The organism is Parvibaculum sp. (assembly GCF_039973015.1).
In the GTDB taxonomy this organism is placed as follows: domain Bacteria; phylum Pseudomonadota; class Alphaproteobacteria; order Parvibaculales; family Parvibaculaceae; genus Parvibaculum.
Genome location: NZ_JBDWLT010000004.1, coordinates 59493 through 85331 on the forward strand (window position 1 = coordinate 59493; position 25839 = coordinate 85331).

Annotated in this window: 22 protein-coding genes; 21 read left to right on the top strand and 1 reads right to left on the bottom strand. The window is 61.1% G+C overall.

Annotated features, from left to right (window positions below):
• Positions 1 to 59 precede the first annotated feature (59 nt).
• The 20 genes from ABJO61_RS03200 (at position 60) to ABJO61_RS03295 (ending at position 22041) form a co-directional block, all read left to right on the top strand.
• Positions 60 to 2123: a conjugal transfer protein TraG gene (locus ABJO61_RS03200; protein WP_348323345.1), complete on the top strand. Its 2064-nt coding sequence runs from the start codon at positions 60 to 62 to the stop codon at positions 2121 to 2123.
• 11 nt (positions 2124 to 2134) lie between these two features.
• Complete coding sequence (locus ABJO61_RS03205) at positions 2135 to 2554, top strand: CopG family transcriptional regulator (RefSeq protein WP_348323346.1); 420 nt, start codon at positions 2135 to 2137, stop codon at positions 2552 to 2554.
• Positions 2551 to 3528: a P-type conjugative transfer ATPase TrbB gene (gene trbB / locus ABJO61_RS03210; protein ID WP_348323347.1), complete on the top strand. Its 978-nt coding sequence runs from the start codon at positions 2551 to 2553 to the stop codon at positions 3526 to 3528. Before ABJO61_RS03205 ends, trbB begins: the two co-directional genes overlap by 4 nt.
• A 71-nt stretch (positions 3529 to 3599) precedes the next feature.
• Positions 3600 to 3869, top strand: a complete 270-nt coding sequence (locus tag ABJO61_RS03215) for a TrbC/VirB2 family protein (protein ID WP_348323374.1) — start codon at positions 3600 to 3602, stop codon at positions 3867 to 3869.
• On the top strand, positions 3866 to 4129 hold the full coding sequence (locus tag ABJO61_RS03220) for a VirB3 family type IV secretion system protein (protein ID WP_348323348.1): 264 nt from the start codon (positions 3866 to 3868) through the stop codon (positions 4127 to 4129). Before ABJO61_RS03215 ends, ABJO61_RS03220 begins: the two co-directional genes overlap by 4 nt.
• On the top strand, positions 4123 to 6567 hold the full coding sequence (gene trbE / locus ABJO61_RS03225; protein ID WP_348323349.1) for a conjugal transfer protein TrbE: 2445 nt from the start codon (positions 4123 to 4125) through the stop codon (positions 6565 to 6567). Before ABJO61_RS03220 ends, trbE begins: the two co-directional genes overlap by 7 nt.
• Positions 6564 to 7289, top strand: coding sequence for a P-type conjugative transfer protein TrbJ (trbJ, locus tag ABJO61_RS03230; protein ID WP_290891755.1), 726 nt, complete (start codon positions 6564 to 6566; stop codon positions 7287 to 7289). Before trbE ends, trbJ begins: the two co-directional genes overlap by 4 nt.
• Before the next feature lie 47 nt (positions 7290 to 7336).
• Positions 7337 to 8500 (top strand): P-type conjugative transfer protein TrbL, encoded by a 1164-nt coding sequence (gene trbL / locus ABJO61_RS03235; RefSeq protein WP_348323350.1) that lies wholly within the window; start codon positions 7337 to 7339, stop codon positions 8498 to 8500.
• Positions 8500 to 9198 (top strand): conjugal transfer protein TrbF, encoded by a 699-nt coding sequence (gene trbF / locus ABJO61_RS03240; protein WP_290891757.1) that lies wholly within the window; start codon positions 8500 to 8502, stop codon positions 9196 to 9198. Before trbL ends, trbF begins: the two co-directional genes overlap by 1 nt.
• A 14-nt stretch (positions 9199 to 9212) precedes the next feature.
• The gene (gene trbG, locus ABJO61_RS03245; RefSeq protein ID WP_293328715.1) at positions 9213 to 10232 is read left to right on the top strand and encodes a P-type conjugative transfer protein TrbG; all 1020 of its coding nucleotides are present in this window, start codon (positions 9213 to 9215) and stop codon (positions 10230 to 10232) included.
• Between the two features lie 9 nt (positions 10233 to 10241).
• The gene (locus ABJO61_RS03250) at positions 10242 to 11510 is read left to right on the top strand and encodes a TrbI/VirB10 family protein (protein WP_293328714.1); all 1269 of its coding nucleotides are present in this window, start codon (positions 10242 to 10244) and stop codon (positions 11508 to 11510) included.
• Between the two features lie 5 nt (positions 11511 to 11515).
• A complete protein-coding gene (locus ABJO61_RS03255) occupies positions 11516 to 11824 on the top strand; it encodes a DUF2274 domain-containing protein (protein ID WP_293328713.1) in 309 nt (102 codons plus the stop codon).
• A 1-nt stretch (position 11825) separates the two neighbouring features.
• Positions 11826 to 12134: a DUF736 domain-containing protein gene (locus ABJO61_RS03260; protein WP_293328712.1), complete on the top strand. Its 309-nt coding sequence runs from the start codon at positions 11826 to 11828 to the stop codon at positions 12132 to 12134.
• Between the two features lie 158 nt (positions 12135 to 12292).
• On the top strand, positions 12293 to 13498 hold the full coding sequence (locus ABJO61_RS03265; RefSeq protein ID WP_348323351.1) for a type IV toxin-antitoxin system AbiEi family antitoxin: 1206 nt from the start codon (positions 12293 to 12295) through the stop codon (positions 13496 to 13498).
• Positions 13498 to 14391, top strand: a complete 894-nt coding sequence (locus tag ABJO61_RS03270; protein WP_293328710.1) for an antitoxin — start codon at positions 13498 to 13500, stop codon at positions 14389 to 14391. Before ABJO61_RS03265 ends, ABJO61_RS03270 begins: the two co-directional genes overlap by 1 nt.
• A 78-nt stretch (positions 14392 to 14469) precedes the next feature.
• On the top strand, positions 14470 to 17304 hold the full coding sequence (locus ABJO61_RS03275; protein WP_348330723.1) for a TrlF family AAA-like ATPase: 2835 nt from the start codon (positions 14470 to 14472) through the stop codon (positions 17302 to 17304).
• A gap of 275 nt (positions 17305 to 17579) precedes the next feature.
• Positions 17580 to 18791, top strand: coding sequence for a nucleotidyltransferase (locus tag ABJO61_RS03280; RefSeq protein ID WP_293328708.1), 1212 nt, complete (start codon positions 17580 to 17582; stop codon positions 18789 to 18791).
• Positions 18792 to 18904: 113 nt separating this feature from the next.
• The gene (locus ABJO61_RS03285) at positions 18905 to 20506 is read left to right on the top strand and encodes a ThiF family adenylyltransferase (protein ID WP_348323352.1); all 1602 of its coding nucleotides are present in this window, start codon (positions 18905 to 18907) and stop codon (positions 20504 to 20506) included.
• Positions 20496 to 20957, top strand: a complete 462-nt coding sequence (locus tag ABJO61_RS03290; protein WP_293323555.1) for a Mov34/MPN/PAD-1 family protein — start codon at positions 20496 to 20498, stop codon at positions 20955 to 20957. The genes ABJO61_RS03285 and ABJO61_RS03290 overlap by 11 nt, the downstream gene beginning before the upstream one ends.
• A gap of 1 nt (position 20958) precedes the next feature.
• Entirely contained in the window at positions 20959 to 22041 is a 1083-nt protein-coding gene (locus ABJO61_RS03295) for an SAVED domain-containing protein (protein WP_348323353.1), read from the top strand.
• A 715-nt stretch (positions 22042 to 22756) separates the two neighbouring features.
• Here the strand turns inward: ABJO61_RS03295 and ABJO61_RS03300 are convergent.
• On the bottom strand, positions 22757 to 24409 hold the full coding sequence (locus ABJO61_RS03300; RefSeq protein ID WP_348323354.1) for a type IV secretory system conjugative DNA transfer family protein: 1653 nt from the start codon (positions 24407 to 24409) through the stop codon (positions 22757 to 22759).
• A 509-nt stretch (positions 24410 to 24918) separates the two neighbouring features.
• Here ABJO61_RS03300 and ABJO61_RS03305 point away from each other — a divergent pair.
• Entirely contained in the window at positions 24919 to 25836 is a 918-nt protein-coding gene (locus ABJO61_RS03305) for a zincin-like metallopeptidase domain-containing protein (protein ID WP_348323356.1), read from the top strand.
• Positions 25837 to 25839 lie beyond the last annotated feature (3 nt).

The window sequence follows — 25839 nt, forward strand, 5'->3', positions numbered from 1 at the left end:
CCTTCCGATTGAATCCTGTCTCTCGTTCTCGCGAGCTTTGGCGCGATGGAGAGAGACGGATGACCCCGACAAAACTTCTGATCGGTCAGGCGCTGATCGTCTTCGCGATCGTCATTCTGGGTGTCTGGACCGCGACGCAATGGGCAGCCTTCGCACTCGGCTTCCAGACGCGTCTCGGCGCGCCCTGGTTCGTTCTCCTGTCATGGCCCGTCTATTACCCCTGGCGGCTCTTCGAGTGGTGGTATGCCTATGAGGCCTATGCGCCGGACATCTTCGCGCAAGCGGGTGCGATCGCGGCTTCGAGTGGCGTCGCCGGTTGCGCGGTTGCCATTGTCGGCTCTCTCTGGCGGGCCAGGCAGGGCAAACTCGTCACCACTTATGGTTCGTCGCGCTGGGCGAAGCGCGGCGAGATCGAGCGGGCGGGGCTCTTCCGCGCGGCCGGGGTGTTTCTCGGACGATTGGGCGAGCATTATCTCCGTCACGACGGACCGGAGCATGTCATGGCTTTCGCGCCGACGCGCTCCGGCAAGGGCGTCGGGCTTGTCGTCCCGACGCTGCTCTCCTGGACGGGGTCTGCCGTCATTCACGACATCAAGGGCGAGAACTGGCAGCTGACCGCCGGCTGGCGGAGCCGCTTTTCCCATTGCCTCCTCTTCAACCCGACCGATCCGCGCTCCGCCCGCTACAACCCCCTGCTTGAAGTGCGGAAGGGCCCCGACGAGGTCCGCGATGTTCAGAACATCGCCGATATCCTGGTCGATCCGGAAGGGGCGCTCGAACGGCGCAATCACTGGGAGAAGACGAGCCACGCCCTGCTGGTCGGCGCGATCCTGCATGTCCTTTATGCGGAGGAAGAGAAGACGCTTGCCCGGGTGGCGACGCTGCTGTCGGACCCGCGACGCTCCTTCGAGCACACGCTGCGCGCCATGATGGCGACGAACCATCTGGGCACGCCGGACCGCCCGGAGGTCCATCCCGTTGTGGCGTCGGCTGCCCGGGAGGTCCTCAACAAGTCCGACAATGAACGCTCCGGCGTGCTCTCGACCGCCATGTCGTTTCTGGGGCTTTACCGCGATCCGATCGTCGCGGCGACCATCTCGGCCTGCGACTGGCGGATCGCCGATCTCGTCGATGCGGCACGGCCCGTCTCGCTCTATCTGGTCATTCCGCCGGCCGACATCTCGCGCACGAAGCCGCTGGTGCGTCTCGTGCTCAACCAGATCGGGCGGCGCCTCACCGAGAAGCTCGAAGGCGATCCGGCGAAGCGCCGGCGTCATGGGCTTCTCATGATGCTGGACGAGTTCCCGGCGCTCGGGCGGCTCGATTTCTTCGAGACGGCGCTCGCCTTCATGGCGGGCTACGGGATCAGGGCCTATTTGATCGCGCAGTCCCTGAACCAGATATCCAAGGCCTATGGTGAGAACAATGCGATCCTCGATAACTGCCATGTCCGGATCGCCTTCTCGTCGAATGACGAGCGGACGGCGAAGCGCATTTCGGACGCGCTGGGGACCGCAACGGAACTCCGCGCGCAGCGCAACTATGCCGGTCATCGGCTCGCGCCCTGGCTCTCCCACGTCATGGTCTCGCGGCAGGAGACGGCGCGCCCGCTGCTGACGCCGGGTGAGGTGATGCAATTGCCGCCGGCCGACGAGCTGGTGCTGGTCTCGGGCCTCGCGCCGATCCGGGCGAAGAAGCTTCGCTATTACGAGGACAGGAACTTCACCGAGCGGGTGAAGCCGGCGCCGGTCCTTGCCGAGAATGGTTACCGTGACCGGCCCGCCGCCCGTCCCGACGACTGGAGCGGCCAGGTGCGTGGGCTCGATCATCGGCTCGCCGCCACAAGTGTACCCGATCCCGATGCCGGGCTGGCGGAAGAGGAAGGCGGGCTGCAGCAGCAGCGCCATCCGGGCCTGCAGGCGAAGGAGGTCGCGAAGCCGCGCGAACCTCGCGAGGCGACGCTCGGCCTTTTCGACGATGACGGCGATGCGGGTGCCGATCCCAAGGCAATGGATGGGGGAAAACGCGCCGGACGCAGCGCGATCAAACGCGCCTATGCGGCCAATGCGGGGAGCGACGGCGACCGGCAACGCGCTTCGCAAGAGCTTCTTCCCGGATTTTGAAGGTGCGCACGATGAAGCCCCGCCATCATCTCTATCTCGACGATGCGCTGACCGAGGAGCTCGAGAAGCTCGCCGCGAAGCCCGGCTCGTCCAAATCCGCGATCGTCAGCGACGCGCTGCGCGCCTATCTCGCGCGCCGCGGTGCGAAGGAGCTCGACGATCTCTTCAAGGTGCGGCTCGACCGCATGAGCGGGCAATTGAACCGCATCGAGCGCGATCTCGCGATCGTGATGGAGAGCCTGGGGCTCTTCGTCCGCTATCAGCTGACCGTCACGGCACCGCTGCCCGAGCCCGATCAGACGGCCCGTGCGGTCGGCCGCGACCGTTTCGAGGCCTTTATCGACCGGGTCGGGCGGCAACTCGCGGGCGGCAGGCGGGATCTGAGCCGCGACACGATCCTGCGCAGCGGCGAGACGGAGGAGGCGTCATGAGCGGTCACGCCGAAGCGCAGTCGAGAGAGCGGCGCCGTTCGATGCTCCGGACCGCCATGGGACCGGCGATCGCCGCCGCGCTCACCGATCCCATGGTCGTCGAGGTGATGGTCAATCCCGATGGCAGTCTCCGGCTCGACCGGCTGGGCGAGGGCAGGGTCGATACGGGCGTGGCGTTCGAGCCGGCCGAGGTCGAACGCGTCATCCGGCTTGTGGCCTCGCATGTCCGCACGGAAGTCCATGCCGGCAACCCGGTGGTGAGCGCGGAGTTGCCTGAAAGCGGCGAGCGCTTCGAGGGTCTGCTGCCGCCTGTGGCATCCGCACCCTGTTTCGCGATCCGCAAACCCGCCGCACGGATCCATACGCTGGACGATTATATCGCCGACCGCATCCTCTCGCCGGAGCAGGCAAGCGCCTTGCGCGATGCGGTCGCCGACCGGCGCAATCTCCTGGTCGCCGGCGGCACGAGTTCGGGCAAGACGACGCTGGCGAACGCGCTTCTCGCCGAAATGGCCACCGCCGACGAGCGCATCATCCTGATCGAGGATACGCGCGAGTTGCAATGCGCGGCGCCCGATTGCGTGGAGCTACGCACGAAGCCGGGCGTGGTCTCGCTCGCCGATCTCGTCCGCTCGACGCTCCGCCTCCGGCCCGACCGCATCATTGTCGGCGAGGTCAGGGGCGGCGAGGCGCTCGACATGCTGAAGGCCTGGAACACGGGCCATCCGGGCGGCATCGCGACGCTGCATGCGAACTCGGCCCGGGCCGCCCTCTACAGGCTCGAACAGCTCGTCCAGGAGGCAAGCGCCGTGGTGCCGCGCCGCCTTATCGCCGAGGCAATCGATCTCGTCGTCTTCATCGAGGGAAGAGGGGCCGCGCGCCGCGTCGGCTGCATCACCCAAGTCACCGGCCTCGATGCCAATGGCGACTATCTCGTCACCGATACCACGAGCCCGCATCGTCCCACTGTCTGACCCGAAAGGACTACTTCATGCGCTTGCTCAATCGTCTTGTCCGAACCGGTTCGCTGTCCTTGTTTTTGACCATGGTGTTTATCGGCGCCGCAGAGGCCGCCGGCACCGGCATGCCCTGGGAGCAGCCGCTGCAGCAGATCCTCGATTCCGTGCAAGGGCCGGTCGCGAAGATCGTCGCGGTGATCATCATCATCGTGACGGGACTGACGCTCGCCTTCGGCGATACGGCGGGGGGCTTCCGCCGCCTGATCCAGATCGTCTTCGGTCTGTCGATCGCCTTCGCGGCCTCGAGCTTCTTTCTTTCCTTCTTCGCCTTCGGCGGCGGAGCGCTGATCGCATGAGCGGCCATCTCGAAGGCTTCGAAGTGCCGCTTCACCGCGCCCTTGCCGAGCCGATCCTGCTTGCCGGCGCGCCGCGCAGTGTTGCGATCCTCAATGGGACCGTTGCCGCCGCCCTTGGTTTGGGCCTTCAGCTCTGGATCGCGGGCCTCGTCCTCTGGCTTGCCGGTCACACGCTTTGCGTCTTCGCGGCGAAACGCGATCCGCAATTCGGGCAGGTGCTGGCGCGCCATCTCCGGCAGAAGGGGTATCTCTCATGCTGAACCTCGCCGAGTACCGCCGCAAGCCAGACCGCCTCGCCGATCATCTGCCCTGGGCAGCACTCGTGGCACCGGGCGTCGTCCTCAACAAGGATGGCGGTTTCCAGCGGACGCTGAGGTTCCGCGGCCCCGATCTCGAAAGCGCGACCGAAGCCGAACTGATCGGTGTCGCGGCCCGCTTCAACAATGTCGCGCGCCGTTTCGGTTCCGGCTGGGCCTTGTTCTTCGAGGCGGAGCGCCTCGCGGCGGCGGATTATCCCGACAGCGCCTTTCCCGATGCCGCGTCATGGCTTGTCGATCGCGAGCGCCGCGCGGGCTTCGTGGAGAAGGCGCATTTCGAGAGCGCCTGCCACCTCACACTTTACTATATGCCGCTGGCGGACACGGTCTCGCGGGCCGAGCGGTGGCTCATTGAGAAGGAGAGGGCGGACAGCACGCGCGACTGGCGCGAAGATCTCGACGGCTTCATCGCCGAGACCGACCGGATCGCCGATCTCCTCAAGGGCTTCATGCCGGAGCTCCATCCGCTCGACGATGCGGAGACGCTCACCTATCTCCACCGCGCCGTCTCCTCCAAGCGCCATCGGATCGTGCCGCCCGAAACGCCGGTCTATCTCGATGCGGTACTGGTGGACGAGCCCCTGAGTGGCGGTCTCGAGCCGATGCTGGGCGCGCGGCATCTGCGGACGCTGACGATCCTCGGCTTCCCGAACCTGACCCGGCCGGGATTGCTCGATGCGCTCAATCATCTGGCGCTTCCCTATCGCTGGATGACGCGCTTCATCGCGCTCGACAAGACCCAGGCGACGCGGGAACTGACCAAACTCCGCCGGCAATGGTTCGCGAAGCGCAAATCGGTGACGGCCCTCTTGCGCGAGGTCATGTACAATGAACCGGCACCGCTTCTCGATACGGATGCCGACAACAAGGTGGTGGATGCCGATCTCGCGCTGCAGGCGCTGGGCGGCGATCATGTGAGCTTCGGTTATCTGACGACGACGATCACCGTCGGCGATGAGGATGCCGAAGTCGCGGACGAGTATCGCCGCGCCGTCGAGCGCGCGGTCACCGGCGCCGGCTTCACCGTGATCCGCGAAAGCACCAATGCGGTCGAGGCCTGGCTCGGCAGTCTGCCCGGTCATGTCTATGCCAATGTCCGGCAGCCGATCGTCCATACGCTCAATCTCGCTCATCTGATGCCGCTCTCGTTGGTCTGGGCCGGGCCGGCGCGGAACGAGCATTTGGACGGTCCGGTCCTGCTCCATGCCGAAAGCGAGGGCGCGACGCCTTTCCGTCTTTCGACCCATATCGGCGATGTCGGCCATATGCTGATCGTCGGCCCGACCGGCGCCGGCAAATCGGTGTTGCTGGCGCTGATCGCGATGCAGTTCCGCCGCTACGAGGATGCGCAGATCTATCTCTTCGACAAGGGCTTCTCGGCGCGTGCCGCCATTCTCGCCATGGGCGGCGCCCATCATGCGCTGGGCACCGGTGATGGTGAGGCCGTGCTCGCCTTCCAGCCGCTTGCCCGAATCGACGAAGCGGCGGAATGCGGCTGGGCGGCGGAATGGATCGGATCGCTTCTCACGCATGAGAAACTCGAGGTGACGCCGGAGGTGAAGGATGCCGTCTGGTCGGCATTGAGGAGCCTCGCCTCCGCGCCGTGCGGTGAGCGGACGCTGACCGGCCTCTCCGTCCTGCTGCAATCGAACGCGCTCAAGGCAGCGCTCACGCCTTACACGCTGGAAGGTCCGTTCGGGCATTTGCTCGATGCGGCAGAAGACGGGCTCGCGCTTTCCGGCATCCAGTGTTTCGAGATGGAAGCACTGCTGCACGAGAAGGGCGCGGTGATGCCGGTTCTCACCTATCTCTTCCATCGCCTTGAGGAACGCTTCACCGGCGCGCCGACGCTTCTCATTCTCGATGAGGCCTGGGTCTATCTCGACGACCCGCTTTTCGCCTCCCGCATCCGTGAATGGTTGAAGACGCTTCGCAAGAAGAATGTCGCGGTCATCTTCGCGACGCAGTCGCTTGCCGATATCGCCGAGAGCGCCATCGCGCCCGCTATCATCGAGAGCTGTCCGCAGCGGATATTCCTCCCCAATGACCGCGCAATCGAACCGCAGGCGCGGGCGGCTTACGAGCGCTTCGGTCTCAACACGCGCCAGATCGAGCTGATCGCGGAAGCCATGCCGAAGCGGCACTACTATCTCCAATCCCGCCGCGGCAACCGGCTTTTCGAACTCGGGCTCGGTCCCGTGGCGTTCACCTTTTGCGGCGCGTCTTCTTCCGCCGACCGGAAACTCATCGGTCGTGTGTTGAATGAGACGGGGTCAGCGGGTTTCGCGAAGAGATTTCTCGCCGCGAAGGGCCTCGATTGGGCCGCCGATCTCATCGACATCCATACAGCGAAAATTTCTTCATCGGAGACGTCCTCATGACGCGCAAGACGTTGCGGGCCGTGCTGCTCGCTCTCTGCCTCTCGGCTGGTCTCGCAACGGCATACCTACGTCCGGCAACGGCCATGACCGTCTTCGATCCCACCAACTATGTGCAGAACCTGCTGCAGGCGGTGCGCGCGCTGGAGCAGATCGACAACCAGATCCGCTCGCTCCAGAACGAGGCCGTGATGCTCGACAATATGGCGCGGAACCTGGAGCATCTCGATCTCTCGACGCTGCAGGGCATGGTCTCGGGGCTGACAAGGATCGGTCAGCTGATGGATCAGGCGCGGGGCATCGCCTTCACCATCGAGGCGACGCAAGAGGCACTGGAACAAAGCTATCCCGAGCGCTACGGCGCGGAGGTCACTCACGACGTGCTTCTCGCCGATGCCGAACAGCGCTGGCGCGATGCCATGTCGGCCTACGGCGACACGATGCGCCTGCAGGCGGGCATCGCGCGCAATGTCGAGAGCGACCAGGCGGCGCTCGTCTCGCTGGTCGCCGCCTCGCAAGGCGCGGTCGGTGCGCTTCAGGCGCAGCAGGCGGCAAACCAGTTGCTCGCGCTTTCGACGAAACAACAGCTTCAGATCCAGAGCCTGATGGCGGCCCAATATCGCGCCGAAGCGCTTGATGCGGCACGCAAGGCCCAGGCCGAGGAACAGGCCCGCGCAAGCTTCGACCGCTTCATGGGCGAGGGAAAAGCCTACGGGGCGCGGTGACAATCGAAGAGTGACAAACGAAGAGTAAGAGGCGAGGAGCGAGCGGCATGGACGATCTTGGCGTCATCGACCGGTTCATGGAAGCCTTCACCCAGGCAATCGACAGCGGCTTCGGACTGCTGCAGGGCGATGTCGCCTTCCTGACCGCGATCCTCATCGGCATCGACATCACGCTGGCCGGTCTCTTCTGGGCGATGGAGGAGAGCAATGTGCTGGGCCGTCTCCTGCGGAAGGTCCTTTATGTCGGCGTCTTCGCGCTGATCCTGAATAATTTTGCAGGCCTTGCCGACATCATCTTCCGTTCCTTCGCAGGCCTCGGTCTGCATGCGGCGGAGAACGAGCTCACCGCCGACGACCTGCTCCGGCCGGGCTATCTCGCCGGTATCGGCTTCGAGGCGGCCTGGCCGCTCCTGCAACAGGCGGGCTCCTTGATGGGGTTCACGAGTTTCTTCAACCATGCGGTCACGATCATCGTGCTGGTACTCGCCTGGACGGTCGTCATCGCCGCCTTCTTCATCCTGGCGGTGCAGCTCTTCATCACCATCATCGAGTTCAAGCTGACGACGCTGGCGGGCTTCGTACTGGTGCCCTTCGCGCTCTGGACCAAAACGGCGTTTCTCGCCGAGCGTGTGCTCGGCAATGTCGTCGCCTCGGGCGTCAAGGTGATGCTGCTCGCCGTCATCATCGGCATCGGTTCGGGCTTTTTCACCGATTTCGTGACGGCGCTTCAGGGCCGCGAGCCCAATCTCAACGACGCCATGGCGCTGGTGCTGGCTTCGCTCGCTTTGTTCGGGCTCGGCATTTTCGGGCCCGGCATTGCCGCGGGCCTCGTCTCCGGCGCGCCGCAGCTTGGTGCAGGCGCGGTGGTCGGGGCGACCGGTGGCGTTGCGGCCGGTGCGGCGCTGGCCGGCGGCATGGCGCTCGGGGCGGCCCGGATGGGAAGTGCGGCCGGACTTTCGGCACTTCGGGCCGGCACCGGCATGGGCACCGCGACGGCCGGTGCGGTGGGGATGGGGCCTGTACCGGGCATGGCCGCATCGTCTTCTGCCGGAATGTCTTCAAGCATGGCGGCGGGGACACCCGACTGGGCGCGGCGTCTCCGGGCCGAGCAGCGCCGCCGCACCCATACCCAGACCGCGATGCAGGCGATCCGCGAAGGCGACCGGCCGGGTGCCGGCGCCAATCCTTCCTTCGACGATGGGAGGTCCTGATGCTCTTCAAACGTGCCACGGAGCGATATGGCCGCACCCCCGAACCGGTCACCCCCTATCAGAAGGCGGCACAAGCCTGGGACGAGCGCATCGGCGCGGCGCGCGTTCAGGCGCGAAACTGGCGGCTGATGGCATTTGGATGTCTCGCGCTAAGCGCCGGGCTGTCGGCGGGCCTCTACTGGCAATCGCTGCAGTCTCACGTGACCCCGTACGTGGTCGAGATCGAGCGTTCGGGCGAGGTCCGCGCTGTGCGCCCCGCTATCGAGGCCTATACGCCGGGAGATGCCCAGATCGCCTTTGTGCTGGCGCGCTTCATCTCGAATGTCCGCTCGCTTTCCTCCGACCCTATCGTCTTGCGGAAGAACTGGCTCGAAGCCTACGACCATGCGACCGGCAGGGCGGCGACATTCCTCAACGAATTCGCGCGCGAGAGCGATCCCTTCAAATCGGTCGGCACGCGCAATGTATCCGTCGAGGTGACCAGCGTCGTCCGCGTCTCGGAGCGCTCCTTCCAGGTCAAATGGCGCGAGCGGCTTTACGAGCGCGGCAGCCTCGCCGCGACGACCCACTGGACCGCCATTCTCACCATCGGCATTCGGCCGCCCCGCAATGCCGAGACGCTCCGAAAGAACCCGCTCGGCCTTTATGTCGAGGCGCTCGACTGGTCACGCGAACTCAACGCCGGTGAAGCCCCCTGACCAAGGAGAACCAGATGACCCCGATCCGTTCGTTCTTGATGGTAAGCATCTCGGCGCTTGTGTTGACCGCCTGTGCCGACAAGGTGCCGCCACCCCAGATCCGCTATGACGCGGTCGACCTGCAACCGGCACAGCTCGAACCTCAGCCCCCGAAACCCGTCGAGATCGTCGCCCTGCCGGAGCCTTTGCCGCTGCCGGGTCAGTTGCAGCCTCTCGATACGGCGAAACCGAAGCCCGACAAGCGGGTGCCGACGGAACGGGTCGATGCCGCCAACAAGGAGGCGCTGATCGAACCCATGCGGGATGGCTATATCAATGCGATCCAGGTCTATCCCTTCACTGAAGGCGCGCTCTACCGGCTTTATGCGACGCCGGAGCGCGTCAGCGATATCGCATTGCAGCCGGGCGAGGAACTCATCGCCGTCTCGGCGGGTGACACGGTGCGCTGGGTGATCGGCGATACTGTAAGTGGCTCCGGCACCGGCAAACGTGTCCATGTGCTGGTGAAGCCTTTCGCCGCCGGGCTTGAGACCAATCTCGTCATCACCACCGATCGCCGCGCCTATCGTCTGGCGCTTCAGAGCACCGAGGCGACGGCCATGGCCGCACTCTCCTGGACCTATCCGCGCGACGAGCTGCTCGCCTTGCAGGCGCGGAACGCGAGGGCGCAAGCGGCATCGGCAATCGCAAGCGGTATCGATCTCGCCGCGCTCCGTTTCCGCTACGAGATCACGGGCGATAATCCGCCCTGGCGGCCGCTCCGCGCCTTCGATGACGGTTCGAAAGTCTATATCGAGTTTCCCGCGCGGTTCGATCAGGGCGAGGCACCGCCGCTCTTCGTGGTCGGCCCCTCGGGCGGCAGCGAACTCGTCAATTACCGGCTGCGCGGCCATTACTACATTGTCGATCGCCTCTTCGCGGCGGCGGAATTGCACCTCGGCGAGGCGCCGCAACAGGTGGTGCGCATCAGCCGCACCGACAGGGTAGCGGGCGTCGTCGATGATCGCCCCTCGCGGCTGCGGCCGGGACGATAGGAGAGAGATATGGCCGGTCCCGCCTCGCCTCAGGGTCAGACGCAGTCGTCGGGGAAAGTCGATCCCGAAACGCTGGCGCTGCGCGCCAAGCCGCGCCGTGTGACACGGTTCCGGCGCAGTGTCGTCATCGGCGTCGCGGCGACGGGCTCGGCGACGATTTTCGCGCTCGCCTTTCTGGCGCTGGAAGGCTCAAGCTTTCGTCTCGCGGCGCCGGATGGTGGGGAGCTCTACCACCCGGAGCGTAAGGAGAGGGCGGAGGGGCTGGCGGCGCTGCCCGTGAGCTACGACGAGATCCCGAAGCCGATCCCCGAACTCGGCGCGCCGCTTCCCGGCGAATTTGGCCGCCCGATCCTCAGGCGCGAGGCGGAACTCGGCATCGACAATAGCGCCGGCCTCCGCCCGACCTTCGTGCCGAGCGCCGAGGAGAACGACGCTCGCGCCGAAAGGCTCAGACTAGCGCAACAGGCGCGGCAGGCGGCGGAAGCAGGCGTGTTCTTTCAATTGAAGGGGAGCGGAAGCGGCGAGGGGCGTGCTTCGCAATCGAGAGTGGCTGATGCGAGGGAGAGCACAGGTCTTCAAGCTGTCGCCGCAGTCGACGAGCGTCTCAACCTCGATCCGGAGCGCGACCAGAACCATCAGCAGCGCAAGCTCGATTTTATGAACCGGGGACCGGATCCTGACATCTATAACCGCCACACGCTGCAGGAACCGGTCTCGGCGCATCAGTTGATGGCCGGCAGCGTCATCGCCGCGAGCCTGATCACGGGGCTCAACTCCGATCTGCCGGGCCTTGTGGTTGCCCAGATCACAGAAAATATTTTTGACACGGTGAGCGGAAGGGCTTTGCTGATTCCGCAAGGATCGAGGCTCATCGGCAGTTACGACAGTGTCGTCGCCTTCGGTCAGTCGCGGGCGCTGCTCGTCTGGCATCGCATCGTGATGCCGGATGGTTCCTCGATCGTGATCGACAATCTGCCGGCGACGGATGCCACCGGTTATGCCGGCGTCGCTGACGAGGTCGACTACCACACATGGGCGCTCGTCAAGGGCGTGGCGCTGGCGACGCTTCTGGGCGTTGGCACCGAGCTCGGTTTCGGCAGCGAGGAGAGCGATCTCCTGCGCGCGATCCGCCAGTCGACGCAGCAAAACGTTTCGCAGGCCGGCCAGCGCCTCACCGAAAAGAATCTCAACATCCAGCCGACCATCACGGTGAGGCCCGGCTGGCCGATCCGCGTCATCGTGCAGAAGGACCTGATCCTGCGTCCCTATCGAGGATGAGAACCATGCCCGACCTGAAACTCGGCAAACTCCCCGACCGCACGCCGGTCAAGATCACCTTCATCGCGCCACCCGATCTCAACAAGGCGCTGCAGGCCTATGCCGCGCTTTATCGCGAGACCTATGGCGAGGCTGAATCGGTGCCGGAGCTCATTCCCTACATGCTGCAGAGTTTTCTGGAGGCTGATCGTGGCTTTGCCAAGGCACGGAAGGCGTTGCCGGAAGGAGAGGGCAAAGGCACCGGTATCGCTCAGCCGGGATCGAGAGGACGTGCACCTCGCGCGCCGTTGCCGCCAACCGATAAGGAGGATTGAGATGTCTGTGATCGGGATGTTCACGCCTACGAAGGAGGGTGGCTGGTCCGGCACCATCCGGACCCTCATCATCGATGCAAAGCTGCGCTTTGTGCCGAACGACAATCGCGACAGTGAACGGGCGCCGGCCTTCAAGCTCTATGTCGGCCGCTCCGAGGTCGGCGCCGCCTGGCGGGAGCGGGGCGGTGAGAAAGAGTATCTGAGTGTCCGGCTCGACGATCCGGTACTTGCGGCGCCCGTTCATGCGGCGCTGTTTCCGGCAGAGGATGGTCAGGAGGCTCATCTCGTCTGGAGGCGAGGTTCTAGCTAATTTGTATATTACCATACATTTAATGTAATTATATTTATCTACATAATAATTTGTGTTTAACAAAAAGGTGGTGCGCGGTTTGTCGCCCGTGCGAGCAGGGTACTCGTTCAGTAGGCGCGACCTTGGCCAAGGCTTCTTGTGACCCAAAGCAACATTTCTTGAGCTTTCGCTTCCACCTCAAAATTCGCTGCGCAGTGAATATTGCTATTTTATCGTATATGCACTATAAGTCGGTTATATGCTGTGCAGCGAAAATGGCTCAAATCGTGTTAGAGAATACCCGCAGGAACGAGCAATACGTGCTGGAACATCTCCGGGAAGCATTTGGGGGGCTGCCGCAAGTTGAAGCATCGGAGCCGGTCGTTGAACGCCTCGACTCTGGTAGTCAGTACAGGATTGACGCCGAAATGCGCCTAGATGTTGGTGGGCGCAATATCGTCCTTCTCATCGAGGTCAAAAAATCGGTCTACCCGCGCGACGTGCGACAAATCCTCTGGCAGCTTGACCGCTATGTCCACCGTGAGGGGGTAGAGCACGGCGCTTCCAACATTCCGTTCTTGGCGGCCGAATCGATATCTCAGGGCGCGCGGGAGTTGCTGCGGCACGAGAATGTCGGCTACTACGATACCGGCGGCAGCCTCTACGTACCCGCCCCCGGCGCCTACATCTTCGTGGAAAAGCCGCCGCCGAAAACCCTCGAAAAATCGGTTCGCTCCCTGTTCAAGGGCAAGCGCGCCCAGATAGTCCACACGTTACTCGTCAAGCGCGGTGAATGGTTCGGGGCGACGGCGTTGGCCGAGATCGCTGAGGTTGCACCTTCGACCGCTTCGGAAACCCTGATCTCGCTAGAGCGCTATGACTGGCTCGAATCGCGCGGGCAAGGTCCCGCCAAAGAGCGGCGCCTGATCGCCCCCACGGCCCTCCTGGACGAATGGAGCAAACAGGTGCAGGCGACACGGCTGCGTGGTGAACGCCGTTACTACGTACCGCGTGGTGAACCGGACACAATTATCAGGCGCCTCGCTGCGGCATGCCGGGAGCATGAGGTTTCCTACGTCATCACGCGGGAAGCGGCCGCGCAGCGTTATTCTCCTTTCCTTTCAGCGCTTTCGCAGGTCGCATGCCGTATGAAGCCGGGGTCGGCGGCCGAGGAAGCTCTGGCCGAACTCGGCGCACGCAGCGTCGGCGAAGGCGCAAATCTGAACGTCATAGAGACGCCGACATCGGGCGAGTTTCTGTTCAAAGAACGTGTTGATGATGCTTGGCTTGCGAGCCCGGTGCAGGTCTATCTCGACCTATTGACGGGTGAGGGGCGGTCCCGCGAGATGGCGGCACACCTGCGCCACGAAAGGATCGGTTTCTGATGGCCAAGCCTACAACCCAGGACGGTTACAGTGCTGCCGTTACAGAAAGCTGCGAGCGAGTTCTAGTTACGCTGCTGCACGGCTTGGGACCATGGAAAAGGTCCGTCTATCTCGTCGGTGGGCTCGTTCCCCGCTACCTGATCCCGGACCGCCCGCCCGCCGCGCCCGCGCACGCCGGTACCGGCGATGTCGATATTGTCGTTGCGCTGGAGATGCTAGCCGAGACTGAAGCCTACCATACTGTCGAAGAGAACCTGAAAAAGATGGGGTTCGAGCGCGGTGAGAACGATGCAGGCCAGAAGGTTTCCTGGCGGTGGAAGGCTCGGATTGACGAGGACACAATCGTTATTCTTGAACTTCTGGCGGACAATCCCGAGGTGGCGGGTGGCAGGGTAAAACCACTGCCCACGGAGGGGCGGATATCGGCCCTGAACATCCCGCACGCTTCCATGGTGTTCGACCATCATCTCACTCAAGAGATTACCGCCGCCCTTCTCGGTGATGGTGGCATGGCAATCGAAACCATCCGCTTCGCGGATCTGGTGAGCTTCACGTGCCTGAAGGCGCTGGCGCTGGACGATCGGGGTGAACGCAAGGATGCACACGATCTTGTTTACTGCATCGAGCACTGGCCCGGCGGCCCCGAGGCTGTTGCGGCGCTTTTCCGCGAAGCGCACAAAGGTAAGCATGCCGCCGTCATTGACCGCGCGCTCGGCATCCTACGCACACGCTTCACGGACGACAAAACGACGGAAGGTTATCTCAAGGATGGTCCGGTCGCCGTCGCGCTGTTCGAGCCTGGCGGGTTTTCAGATGCAGACCGTGAGGTACGGCTATTGCGGCAGAGAAACGTCAGTGAACTGGTCACTGAGGTTCTCGCGCATGTCGGGTAGATGAACGATGGTACAGCTAGATAACCATGACAGACGCACGAAATGGCAACTTCAGCAGGCGTCTCTACCGAGACTATGGTGGCGCTGCTCATGAGCTTCGCTTCTTGGAAAAAATGTGATTTCCAGATACATACGCCCCGCGATCCGAACTGGACGGGCGCGAGGCCCGTCGGCCTCGGTGAATCCATTACGACGACAGACGCAAAGGCGACCACGCAGGACGTTGACGTGGCGCGAGCGCAATGGGCGAAGGAGTTCGTGGACCAGTGCGTCGCGAAAGGATTGCAGGCGGTCGCGTTGACGGATCATCACGAGATGATCATGGTCCCTTACGTTCAGAAAGAGATCGAACAGCGCCGCAAAGCCGAGCCGGACTTCGACCTCTGGCTCTTTCCCGGGATGGAGTTGACGGCGAGCGGCGGCAAGCAGTGCCTCATCATCTTCGATGCCGATCTGTCCGAGGACTGGCGCAAGCAGGCGCAAGGGAAGCTCGGGGTCGCGTTTGCGGCTCTTGAGGAGAAGGGTGCCGTGGCCCCCAAGGTGACGCAGCTCGCCTGCGCCTATCCCGAGATCGCTAGGCTGCTCGACGAGGTTGAGCACCTGCGCGGCCGCTACATCGTCCTGCCGAATGTTTCGCAGGGGAACAGTCACACTGTCTTGACAGACGGCAGCCACGGCGATTTTCGCCGAATGCCGTATGTCGGCGGCTATCTTGATCGCGGCCAGACCATCAATACGCTCGGCGCCAAGAACCGCACGCGGCTTTCCGGTTCTGACAAGACGTGGTCAACCAGAGAGATTTACCCTCTCCCGACCTCGGACAGCCGGTCAGCCGACTACGGCGCGCTCGGTACGAATGACACTTGGATCAAGCTGGCCGAGCCAACGGCGGAAGCGATCAGGCAGGCCTTTCTGGGGCATCGGTCCCGCATACGGATTGAGCCGCCCGCGATACCCTCGCTGGTCGCCGCCACCATTGAGGCAGAAGGCTCCACGATCCTGCAACCGACCTCGATCACGCTCAGTCCGGAATTCAACGCCGTCATCGGCGGGCGCGGTAGCGGCAAGAGCTCGTTCCTCGAATACCTCGCGTTTGGTCTGGGCCGAAGCTGCTACGACGCGCCACGCGAGCACTACTCTGGCACGCACCGCATGCACGATCTTATCAACGATACGCTCGTCTCCAAGGGCGGGCAGGTGTCGCTGACCGTGATTCAGGATAATGCGCCTTTCAAGATTGTCCGTGGGCCGGCCACCACCTACCAGCCTCGGATCACCTATCCCAACGGTTCGACCCAGACGATCACGGTCAAGGAGCTGCGCGCGCTGTTTCCCGCCGTCGTGTATAGCCAGGGCGAGCTCGCCGAGATTGGCAAGCAGGCGGGCCAGAAAACCCGACTCTCCGATTTACTCCAGTTCGTCAATCCGGATTTCAAGAAGGAGGATGACCGGCTGGCCGCCGATATCGAAGCCGCAAAGGGAAAGGTCAGGGCGGCGATCCAAGCTGTTGCCAAGCATTGGCTGGAGCAGTCGAAACTCCGCAACCTAACGACGACGAGGGACTCGCTTCGTCAGCGCGTCGAGGCTCTTGAGAAGACGTTGCCGACCCTGTCGCCGGACGACCAGGCCAAGGTGGATCACTTCGACAAGGCGAACGACTTTGAGTCGAAGCGCTTTCAGGCATCAAAGCATGCCGACCAGATTCTGCAGGAGCTGGAGGTGAGCGCCGCCGAACTTGTCAACGAGCGCGATCTTTCAACGGACCTCAAGGGAGAGGTGGAAGCCGTTCAGCAAAGCTATCGCGACCTGTTCAAGACTTTCGGCACCGGCATAAAGCAGCTGCGGGCTGACCTTGCCAAGAGGCGCACCGTCCTGACCGGTGCCGAAACCGCTTGGGCCGCGAAGTTACAGCAGGCGCGGACCGCCCGGGATGCCGTGCTGGAAAAGCTCGGCGCCCACAAGACGGTCACCGCGCAGATCATCAAGCTCCGCGAGGAAATCACCGAGCTCACCAACCAGATCGGCGATCTCGAAGCGAGGCTCAAGGCCGAAGGTGATCCCACTGCCGCCTTGACCAAGGTTCTTGCCGGTCTCAGGACTGTCAACGATCAGCGGGCAGAACGCACCCAGGCTTGGGCGAAAGAGATCGAAAGGCTGTCGAGCGGCAAGATCAAAGCCATCGTTGCCGCCGCCGGCGATACTTCGGAGATCAGAGAGGCGATCGACGCGGTTGCCGCCAAGACGGGGTCTCAGGAGGCGACGCGCATCGACCGGCTTGAAGACGCTCTTGCCAAAGATTCAGCAGCGGATATGGCGGACCGGCTGCGTACAGACTGTCTTTCGCTGCTGTACTGGCGCCAGATGGGAGCGGCTAGCAGCGAGGAGCAGCCGAAGTGCCCCGACCTCATGAAGATACTCGGCGATACCGAGCGTATTCGGTCAGCGCTGACCGAACGCATGGACACGTCGCGAGTTGAAGCCATCGCGACCGCGGTAGCCAAACCTGAAATCACCTTGTCCTATTGCGACGGTGCCCGCGAGATTTCCTTTGAGAAGGCATCCGAGGGCCAGCGCGCCGCCGCACTACTGTTCATGCTGCTGGAACAGCCGGGCGGCCCGCTGATTATCGACCAGCCCGAAGGCGATCTCGATAACAAGATAATCGCCGACCTTACAGACAAGCTTCATACCGCCAAGCAGAACCGCCAGCTCATCTTCGCGAGCCACAACGCGAATATCGTCGTGAACGGCTCTTCCGAACTGGTTGGATATCTCGACGTCAAGGATAGCGGCGAGCGTCAATTCGAGTGCGCCGGCGCGATCGACAAGCCGGAAATCTGCAAGGTGATTACCTCGACGATGGAGGGCGGCGAAAAGGCCTTCAGGGACCGTCAGGACAAGTACGGTTATTAGTCTGCATCCTGTTTGGCGCGCTTAGCCAGGTCTGCGCAGTCCGATCAGAGCGTTGAGTCAAGAAATATGGTCACCGGGCGACTCCCCCAAGCCGCCGGGAGACGTCAGGCCTTTCGCGCTGCGCCGTGCCGGTTGATCGCCAGCTTGCCGCTCTCGGATTGCCTCGGCTGAGTCGGCTTAAACCTGTGGATAGAAAGTGAAACTTCCCATATTCGACTTGACCACAAATGAAGCAGGTGGAACAAATCGTGAAACCATGAAGCGAGGCCGAGTCGATGGCAAATGGAATTCAAGTAACGCAGGCCGCAGAAAGCTACCTGGAAGCGCTGGCCGATGATCTTGGAGTGAGCGAGGCCAGATATCGGGAAGCCAATGACAGCTACAACGCTCTTGGCGAATGGTTTCACCGGGAAAAGTCGACGATCCGGCAATACAAGCCGCAGGTTTATGTGCAGGGTTCTTTCCGGCTCGGAACGGCAATTCGTCCCATCGACGACCGCGAAGATTACGACGTTGACTCGATATGCGAATTTCGTGGGCTGACGACCGCTGATTTGACCCAGAAACAACTGAAGGAGCTGCTTGGCGCTGAAATCCACTCCTATCATCGCGCTCAGTCTATGACAAAGCCGGTGCGTGAGGGCCGCCGCTGTTGGGTGCTAAATTATGCCGACGGCGCTCAATTTCATATGGATATTGTTCCGGCGCTCCCTGATGCCAATCGCCAAAGACTGTTGCTTGAGACGAGTGGGTTTGACGCCCGTTGGACGCAGACGGCCATCGCAATTACGGACAACGAACGCGCTGACTACGCAATGATGACGGCCGAATGGCAGCGTTCGAATCCTAAGGGTTACAGCGGATGGTTCGTTCAGCGCATGGGTGAAATATTTGAAACCCGTCGCCGGGCGCTCGCTGAATCTGTGCGTGCCAGTGTTGAAGACATACCTGTCTATCGGGTTCAGACACCCTTGCAATCGGCCATAATGATTTTGAAGCGCCACCGTGATTGGCGCTTTGCCGGCAATAGCGAAATCAAGCCTATATCAGTGATCATCACCACCTTGGCGGCTCATGCTTATGCAGGTGAGGCGACTATCGGTGAAGCTCTCACTTCCATCCTCACAAAGATGGATAGCTTCATTCAGAAAATCGGTGGGCAATATGTAATTCCCAACCCAACTGACCCACTTGAAAATTTTGCAGACAAGTGGGTGGAACATCCCGAGCGGGCTGAAGCCTTTTTTCAATGGCTTCAGCAAGCACGTTCAGACTTCCTCAATGCCGCCAACCTGACTGAACAGGCAGAAATCGCGAAGAGAGTAGCCCCTGCTATGGGAGATGCTCTGGCTGAACGCGTACGAGAGCGGGCAGCGAAAACGGGCGGAGGATTGCTGCGGAAGTCATCGGTTGCTCCGGTGATCGGAAGTACGGTCTCGTTCCCTGATCAGCCTAGAATGCCAACGACCCCCAAGGGTTTCGCTTGATCTGGTGGGCGGTACAGCCTGGCCGCGCTAGGGAGGAACGATCTCAGATCGCTGACCTCTCTGAACAAGCGCCTTGGTTGCAAAATCTCCATTGGCGACTTGACGGGCTTCGATTGGCCGCAGATTTCGACATCGTGGCCGAGGACGAGTCTTTCCCGCTGTCTATCTATTTTCCGGAGTATTTTCCACAAACGCCGCCAATCGTCCGGCCGCGTGAAAAAATTCGCTTGTCAGAGCACCAGTATGGCTCGGGCGGAGAGCTATGTCTCGAGTGGCGCGCCGACAATTGGCATCAGGACGTTACAGGCGCGATGATGATTGAAAGCGCCTATCGATTGCTCAGTGGGGAAAGAGAAACAGATACCGAGCAAGTCCCGTCTGCGCATCGAGAGACGATGGGCCAAAAGCTTCGATCTTCACACTTGCGCGTGCTTCTCAGCCCGTCCGCTAAAGAAGCTTTTCTTGCCGTTGAAGAAGGTAAGCCTCTCTCGGCCGCGGTTTCTGAACATAATTACGGTTCAGCGTGGATTGTCTATCCAATTCGAATTGGCGTGAAGGACGCGCCCGATTGGGCCGAGCAGCCGTTGCTCACTAAAGGGATGCGGGAACAGGAGGCGCATGTCCTTCGACTGCCTCGGGGCACGACGCTTCCCCGCAAGCTAACCATGGAGAGCATTCTTAGTCTTTGTTCCGAGCTAGGTGTCGAGGAATGGTTCGAAGAAGCCGCAGAAGAATTTTGGCCCTTCGTGTTCTTGATCGACGATTCAGAAATTCTCCTGATCACAATTCTTGGTGACGAACGCAACGTTTACAAATACGCGACTCTGGAAATTTCCGATGAAGGGGGCAGACTTCCTGCAGAGTACGATGCGCTGGCCGACAAGCGAGTGGCTATTGTCGGTTGCGGTTCGGTGGGTTCGAAAGTTGCGGTCTCGCTTGCCAGGTCAGGCGTGCGATCCTTCCTTCTTGTCGATCCGGACGTCGTTCTTCCCGGAAATATGGTGCGCAATGAGCTTGATCTCCGGGCGGTAGGTACACACAAATCAAACGCACTCGAACACAAACTTCTGGAGATCAGCGCCAACTGCGAAGTAATGGTCAAGCCCCTTCTTCTCGGAGGGCAAGAGAGCAGCGGCTACACGACCAGTGTGCTGAACGAAATGTCGGAATGCAGCCTGCTGATCGATGCAACGGCCAATCCTAACGTTTTCAACCTATGCGCAGCAGTGGGCTGCTCCCATAGGACGCCACTGATATGGGGGCTTGTGTATGCCGGAGGGATAGGCGGCGTAGTAGCGCGCGCACGGCCTGACTCTGATCCGCCGCCCCTCATTGCGCGAAACCAAATCGCGTCGTGGTATGCGGCGAGGCAGCAGCCGTGGCCTTACGAGGATTCCGACATCGGGTATGGGGCGGAAGGACCAGAAGCGCCGCCTCTTATCGCTGATGACGCAGACGTAACGATTGTCGCCGCTCATCTCACCCGGTTTGCTCTGGATTCTCTCGTCCGCCCCGACAACTCTATATTTCCTGCTTCTGCCTACGCCTTTGGACTCAGGCAGGGGTGGATATTTCAAGCTCCTTTCGACACATGGCCGATTGAGCTAACCAAGGAAGGCGTTTGGGGGGCTATGGCAGAAGCGAATGCGTCAGAAGAATTGCAAGCACTGCTTGCGGAATTAGCTTCTGAGGCAGAAAGACAAGATGAAGATTGAATTTCCTGCCAGCCTGCGACGCCGAATGCGCCGCCGTTTGTGGTGGGCAGGACGTCGTGAGATAGGCGGAATTCTGATGGCCGAACAGATAGCGCCCGGGCATTTTAGGCTTGCCGATTTCTCAGTCGATGATCAAACAGGAGGGGCGGCGCACTTTGTGCGCAGTACAGAATATCACCAAGCTGCTCTACGCTCATTCTTTGCTCGGACCGGCGACGATTATCGACGCTACAATTATTTGGGAGAATGGCATTCACATCCGAGGTTTCCCGTCATACCCAGCGTTGATGATTGCTGCTCGATGCGAGAGTTGGTCGAGAGTGAACGAAGTATAGATTTTGCTATTTTGCTTATATCAAAGACTAGATTATGGACGCCGTTAGAGTGCTCAGCTTTGTTGTTCCAAAAAGGTGAAGAGGCTTTTAGAGTAGAAGTCAATTATTGTGAATAGAATGGGAACACTAGACTATGTCATAAGGGCGCTGGCGGACTGGACCTTCAGGAAGCGTTCAATTGGTTACTTCCTCGTCAGAGGAGGTGTGGCGCTTCTGGCTCTCTTAATCGCAGGTAACGTATTTAGTGTCAGCATTCCAACCGAATTTGGGCCACTGACATTCAACTACGAAGCCGGTCAAGCTTCGGTCATTCTCACGACCCTTTCGTACATTGCGGCAGCGACTCTCATTGTCGTCGGCCTCATATTGATCTGGCGTGAGCATCAAAGTCTGGGCCGCAAGCGTGTGTTCGTCTTGGAGTTCCGAGGGCTTCGGGACTGGAATGGCTCTCCCTTGGCCGAGGCCATTCCTCATTCCTTGCCCGGAAGAAGAGAGCAAGTGCTGGTAGACCTGCGGCAACGCGTAAACGACGGATTGATCGTTGATCCGCAAGCTGCTGTCGATCGGTTGATGACGTTGCGCCAAGAGCTAGACACGCGGGAAGATGGGGCAGATCGCCGAGATATTTTGTATGTGGCAGGCGGACTTGCACCAGTTCCTCTTTCATTTCTGGCGGGCATCCTGCTCGATGACGAAGCTTCTGTCATGTTTATGGATTGGAATCGGCATGAACGGCGGTGGCAAGAACTTAATTCCGAGGATGATGGCAGGAGATTTGAAGTCTCGGGCATGGGAGACATTCCTGACGGTACGGCCGAGGTTGTTCTCGCCGTCTCGGTCTCTTATCGAGTAGACACACAAGGAGCTCTATTGAAGTGTGGCGCGCTTCCGCTAGTGCATCTGGAGCACGCGGATATTGAGGCTGCGCCTATGGATGCTCATTGGTCAGAACAAAAGCAGTTGGCCTTGGGGCAGCAGTTTCTTGATACAGCTATAGCGCTTGGCAATAGAGGCGTTAGAACCATTCACCTGTTTTTTGCCGGGCCGAATAGCCTTGTTCTGCGTTTCGGAAGTCTCTACGACAAACGAAATTTGCCGTCTCTCATTGTGTACCAGTATGACCAAACGGCGGCACCTCCATTCACATGGTCAATCCAGATGCCAGTAGCTGGTCGTCTGAGACCAAATGTTATCGCTTGACGGGACGTCGTCGAGTTAGTCGCTTGGGACTTTCGCTAACGGTAAACTTACTCAAATCTTGTTCGCATTCTTGGAATCTTCAGTTCCGTCAACCGCAAGTATCGTCGGTTGCGGGCCCCCGCAACCAAATAAATCAAGGGCTTAGCAGAAATGCTAAGCCCTTCTTTTTTGCATTTGGCACAAATTTGGCACAGTAAGTGCTGAAGCCGGTCAACCGCTCACATCATCGACCAACATGAGCACAGGCAGTGGCGTGACTGGGGAGGCTTCGAAATAGAGGGGATGGGGCGCCCTATCGCTGACAGCAGCCCCCAGCGCTATTCACGACCCACAGCATTCATCCGTACACGAACGGCAGAAATCTGCCGCTACTGGGGTGTAAAGTGTTCATCGCAGTCCCCATATTACAACTATGAAGTGTAATAATAGGAGGATGGAACGATTGATGGTTCAGATGTTCTGACAGTCAATCAGCTAGTCGAAGAGTATCCGGCATTCCCCGAGGCCACTGTGCGCTGGTGGATTTTCAATGCGGAGCGCAATGGCTTCCGGGAATGCCTGCTGAGAGTCGGCGGGCGGGTCTATATCGACCGCCAGGCCTTTATCGACTGGCTGAAATCGCATCGGATTTGATGCGTGACGGACACGGCGAGGGGAACTGCGGAAAGCGCGAGCGGACTTCAGTTTTCCTCCCCGCGTTCGCGATCAGAGCGCGCTACGGCTTCCTATGCTTGTGGGTGGCTATGTATTCCTGAAGCTGCTCATCCTCGTAGAAGGCTTCCGGCAGTACGGCCTTCACCGGCTTCTGGCCCGCGAGTCGCAGGACGACCTTGCCGTCAAAGTTCGGGCCCATCAGTTCCTGCGGTGTCGCAAGCTCCCTATCTGACCCCAGAACATCCCGCCTACGGCCAAGAAGACGGCTGAGATACTCAGCCGTGCCGAGATCGCCGGGCTTGAAGAATATCTGCGCCTTGCAGTTCGCGAGAATGCTCTCCCACTTGGGGAAGGTCTCCCGGAGCTGCGCCAAGTCCTGCACAAAGAGCCACAGGCGGATATTGGCGCTGCGGGCAACGGCGACGGCGTTCTCAATCAACTCCATATAGCCGAGCTGCGGCAACTCGTCGAAAATGAAGAGATAGGGCCGCAACGGCTTGGGGTCACGCTCTCCCTGATTGGCTTTGATCGCGCCGTTCAGGTGCATGCCCAGCATCACCCGCAGCACGCTGCGATAGCTGCCAATCTTGTCAGGCGGCACGATGAGATAGATGGACGGCGTCACGCCTTGCACGACGGTGCCTCCCACCATCTTGCCGCCTAGAGGTATCCCGTGGCTCGCCATTTCCTCATTGAAATAGGCGTCTGTCGAGATAGCTTCCGGCGCCCATTCCTCCGTTGTGTCGCTGGTCACGCGCTCGACGGCTTCCGAGCGCCAAACATCCAGTTGCGCGCGCGCCACCTGCTGGATGGAAGCCCGCATCTTCTCGGACATTTTCTCAAGACTGTTGGCCAGCTCCAGAAGGCCTTCGTCATTGGCTGTGCGCATTGCGTCCAGCATGTCCTCAAACTCGTCATCACTGGGGGAGAGGAGGCGGAGTATCTCACGTATGTTTGCCACCCCGCCGGGGCGTACTTTCACCACATACATAATGAGGCCGCGCACCAGGTCGCGGGCGGAGCTATCCCAGAAGGGATCGCCCTTCCCCGACACCGTGATGAGCAGATCGGCAAGCACCCGCGCATCGTCCCAGTCGGTCACAAACTCCAGCGGATTGAAATGATCGCTGTTCTCGTCAAAGGGCGCGAATTTGAACACCGGGCCGTGCCACGAGCGCCGCCATGCGGTTTCTTTGTACACCTCACCCTTTGGATCGAGGATCAGTATCGGCCCGTTGTAGGTCAGAGCCGTAGGCAGGATATAGCGTTGGCTTTTACCTGCACCGGTAGGAGCAACCGTTAGCAGGTGGCCATCACCGCTGAAGAGAATCTCGGGCTTGACCGGCTGATCTTCCCGATCACTCCAATAGCCGAGCTTTACGCGGTCTATGGACTTCTCGCCTTGCTTCTGGAAATAGCCGGACTGTGCGAGGTCATCAAAACCGGCCCAGCAATTGCTGCCACCGGCAGCCAGCAGGCGCTCATAGGTCTCCTTCGACAACTTCGGAACGATGTGTCCGCGTAGGGTGTCATTGGCCTCGTCCATTTTGCCGAAACGGAGTGCCGCCCGGTAGCTGGGCACCCACGGCGGGCCGACTTCTCCCGATGCTTCGAGAATCTCCAGCGCTTCCTTGTGCGCGGGGTCGATCCGATCGCGCCAATGTTCATCGTCGCGCGGCTTTGCTTTCTTCTTACCAAACAGACCAAAGACCATCGCTCCCTCCCGCGCTGCCCTCGATGGCTACTGTGATCTTGAAACCCTAGGCCGAGTCCGCAAGTCATGTCACTCACTTATCCGATGCTCATCAGCCCACGGATAGTGCGCGTGCAGCATTTCTGCGCCTGAAAAAGCGGCGCGATACCCCGCACCGGCTTTGAATTTCCCCCAATCTTCCCGGCTTTGCAGCCAGTCAGCGGTGCAGGCTGTAGCTGCCCATTGGTGCGTGTGTCGTGGCGACCTCCAGCGGTTGGCACGAGAGCCGCGCATTCACGGCCTTATCTGTTCGGACCATCGCATCGGGGCCCGGTTTGGCAACGGCGCGGTGCGTTGCTTTTTCCCCTGGCGCACCGCGTGCGCCATTCCTCGCGCTGCAAAAAGCGCCGTCCTTGCCGTCCTCCACTGTGTTTCGGTTCTGCGGAATGCCGCCTCCGGTCCTCCGCTGCGCTTTGGCCTCACAAGGCCGCGAAGCGCGCGGCTCGCAACCGCAAAAGGAGGATCGACACATGACATACAAGAGCAACCAACGGGCAGATGTTTACAGCCAGGTCACTGACCGCATCGTCGCTGCAATCGAAGCAGGGCAGGGGATATTCCAGATGCCTTGGCATCGCAGCAGCTTCGCGTCCCACCGGCCGCAGAATGTAGCCACCGGCGCGCACTATCGGGGCGTGAACGTGATAAGCCTCTGGGCATCGGCTGAGTTGACGGGTTTCTCATCCGGCCTCTGGGGCACATATCGCCAGTGGCAATCCGTAGGAGCGCAGGTTCGCAAGGGCGAGAAGTCCAGTCTGGTGGTCTTCTATAAAGAGCTGCAAAATGACGACACGCCCGACGCCGAAGATGGCGAGAACGGACGCAAACGCTTTGTCGCCAAGGCGAGCTACGTCTTCAATGCCGATCAGGTCGACGGCTATACGCTGCCGGCAGTACCGGCACCGGCCAATCCCGCTGAAACTATCGCCCATGCCGATGCCTTCATCCGGGCGACCGGCGCTGTCATCAAGCATGGCGGCGAGCGGGCCTATTATGACCGCGTGGCGGACGCCATTCAGGTGCCGGAGCGGGACCGCTTCCTTGGCACTGAGACCAGTTCGCCCACCGAGAGTTACTATTCAACGCTGCTCCACGAGCTGACGCACTGGACGGGTGCTGCCAACCGCTGCGACCGCCAGTTCGGCAAGCGGTTCGGCGACAACGCCTATGCGATGGAAGAGCTTGTGGCCGAGCTGGGCGCAGCGTTCCTGTGCGCCGAGCTTGGCATCTCACTGGAGCCGCGTGCTGACCACGCCGCATACCTGGGCCACTGGCTTGAAGTCATGAAGGCCGACAAGAAGGCCATCTTCACCGCCGCCAGCCAAGCCGCCAAAGCGGCTGACTATCTCGGCAACCTCCAACCCCGCGAGACAGAGGCCGCCGCTTAGGCG

Excerpts from the sequence above, each read along its gene's own strand:
- ABJO61_RS03200 (WP_348323345.1), top strand. The coding sequence starts at position 60 with ATGACCCCGACAAAACTTCTGATCGGTCAGGCGCTGATCGTCTTCGCG.
- ABJO61_RS03205 (WP_348323346.1), top strand. The coding sequence starts at position 2,135 with ATGAAGCCCCGCCATCATCTCTATCTCGACGATGCGCTGACCGAGGAG.
- trbB (WP_348323347.1), top strand. The coding sequence starts at position 2,551 with ATGAGCGGTCACGCCGAAGCGCAGTCGAGAGAGCGGCGCCGTTCGATG.
- ABJO61_RS03215 (WP_348323374.1), top strand. The coding sequence starts at position 3,600 with ATGGTGTTTATCGGCGCCGCAGAGGCCGCCGGCACCGGCATGCCCTGG.
- ABJO61_RS03220 (WP_348323348.1), top strand. The coding sequence starts at position 3,866 with ATGAGCGGCCATCTCGAAGGCTTCGAAGTGCCGCTTCACCGCGCCCTT.
- trbE (WP_348323349.1), top strand. The coding sequence starts at position 4,123 with ATGCTGAACCTCGCCGAGTACCGCCGCAAGCCAGACCGCCTCGCCGAT.
- trbJ (WP_290891755.1), top strand. The coding sequence starts at position 6,564 with ATGACGCGCAAGACGTTGCGGGCCGTGCTGCTCGCTCTCTGCCTCTCG.
- trbL (WP_348323350.1), top strand. The coding sequence starts at position 7,337 with ATGGACGATCTTGGCGTCATCGACCGGTTCATGGAAGCCTTCACCCAG.
- trbF (WP_290891757.1), top strand. The coding sequence starts at position 8,500 with ATGCTCTTCAAACGTGCCACGGAGCGATATGGCCGCACCCCCGAACCG.
- trbG (WP_293328715.1), top strand. The coding sequence starts at position 9,213 with ATGACCCCGATCCGTTCGTTCTTGATGGTAAGCATCTCGGCGCTTGTG.
- ABJO61_RS03250 (WP_293328714.1), top strand. The coding sequence starts at position 10,242 with ATGGCCGGTCCCGCCTCGCCTCAGGGTCAGACGCAGTCGTCGGGGAAA.
- ABJO61_RS03255 (WP_293328713.1), top strand. The coding sequence starts at position 11,516 with ATGCCCGACCTGAAACTCGGCAAACTCCCCGACCGCACGCCGGTCAAG.
- ABJO61_RS03260 (WP_293328712.1), top strand. The coding sequence starts at position 11,826 with ATGTCTGTGATCGGGATGTTCACGCCTACGAAGGAGGGTGGCTGGTCC.
- ABJO61_RS03270 (WP_293328710.1), top strand. The coding sequence starts at position 13,498 with ATGGCCAAGCCTACAACCCAGGACGGTTACAGTGCTGCCGTTACAGAA.
- ABJO61_RS03280 (WP_293328708.1), top strand. The coding sequence starts at position 17,580 with ATGGCAAATGGAATTCAAGTAACGCAGGCCGCAGAAAGCTACCTGGAA.
- ABJO61_RS03290 (WP_293323555.1), top strand. The coding sequence starts at position 20,496 with ATGAAGATTGAATTTCCTGCCAGCCTGCGACGCCGAATGCGCCGCCGT.
- ABJO61_RS03295 (WP_348323353.1), top strand. The coding sequence starts at position 20,959 with ATGGGAACACTAGACTATGTCATAAGGGCGCTGGCGGACTGGACCTTC.
- ABJO61_RS03300 (WP_348323354.1), bottom strand. The coding sequence starts at position 24,409 with ATGGTCTTTGGTCTGTTTGGTAAGAAGAAAGCAAAGCCGCGCGACGAT.
- ABJO61_RS03305 (WP_348323356.1), top strand. The coding sequence starts at position 24,919 with ATGACATACAAGAGCAACCAACGGGCAGATGTTTACAGCCAGGTCACT.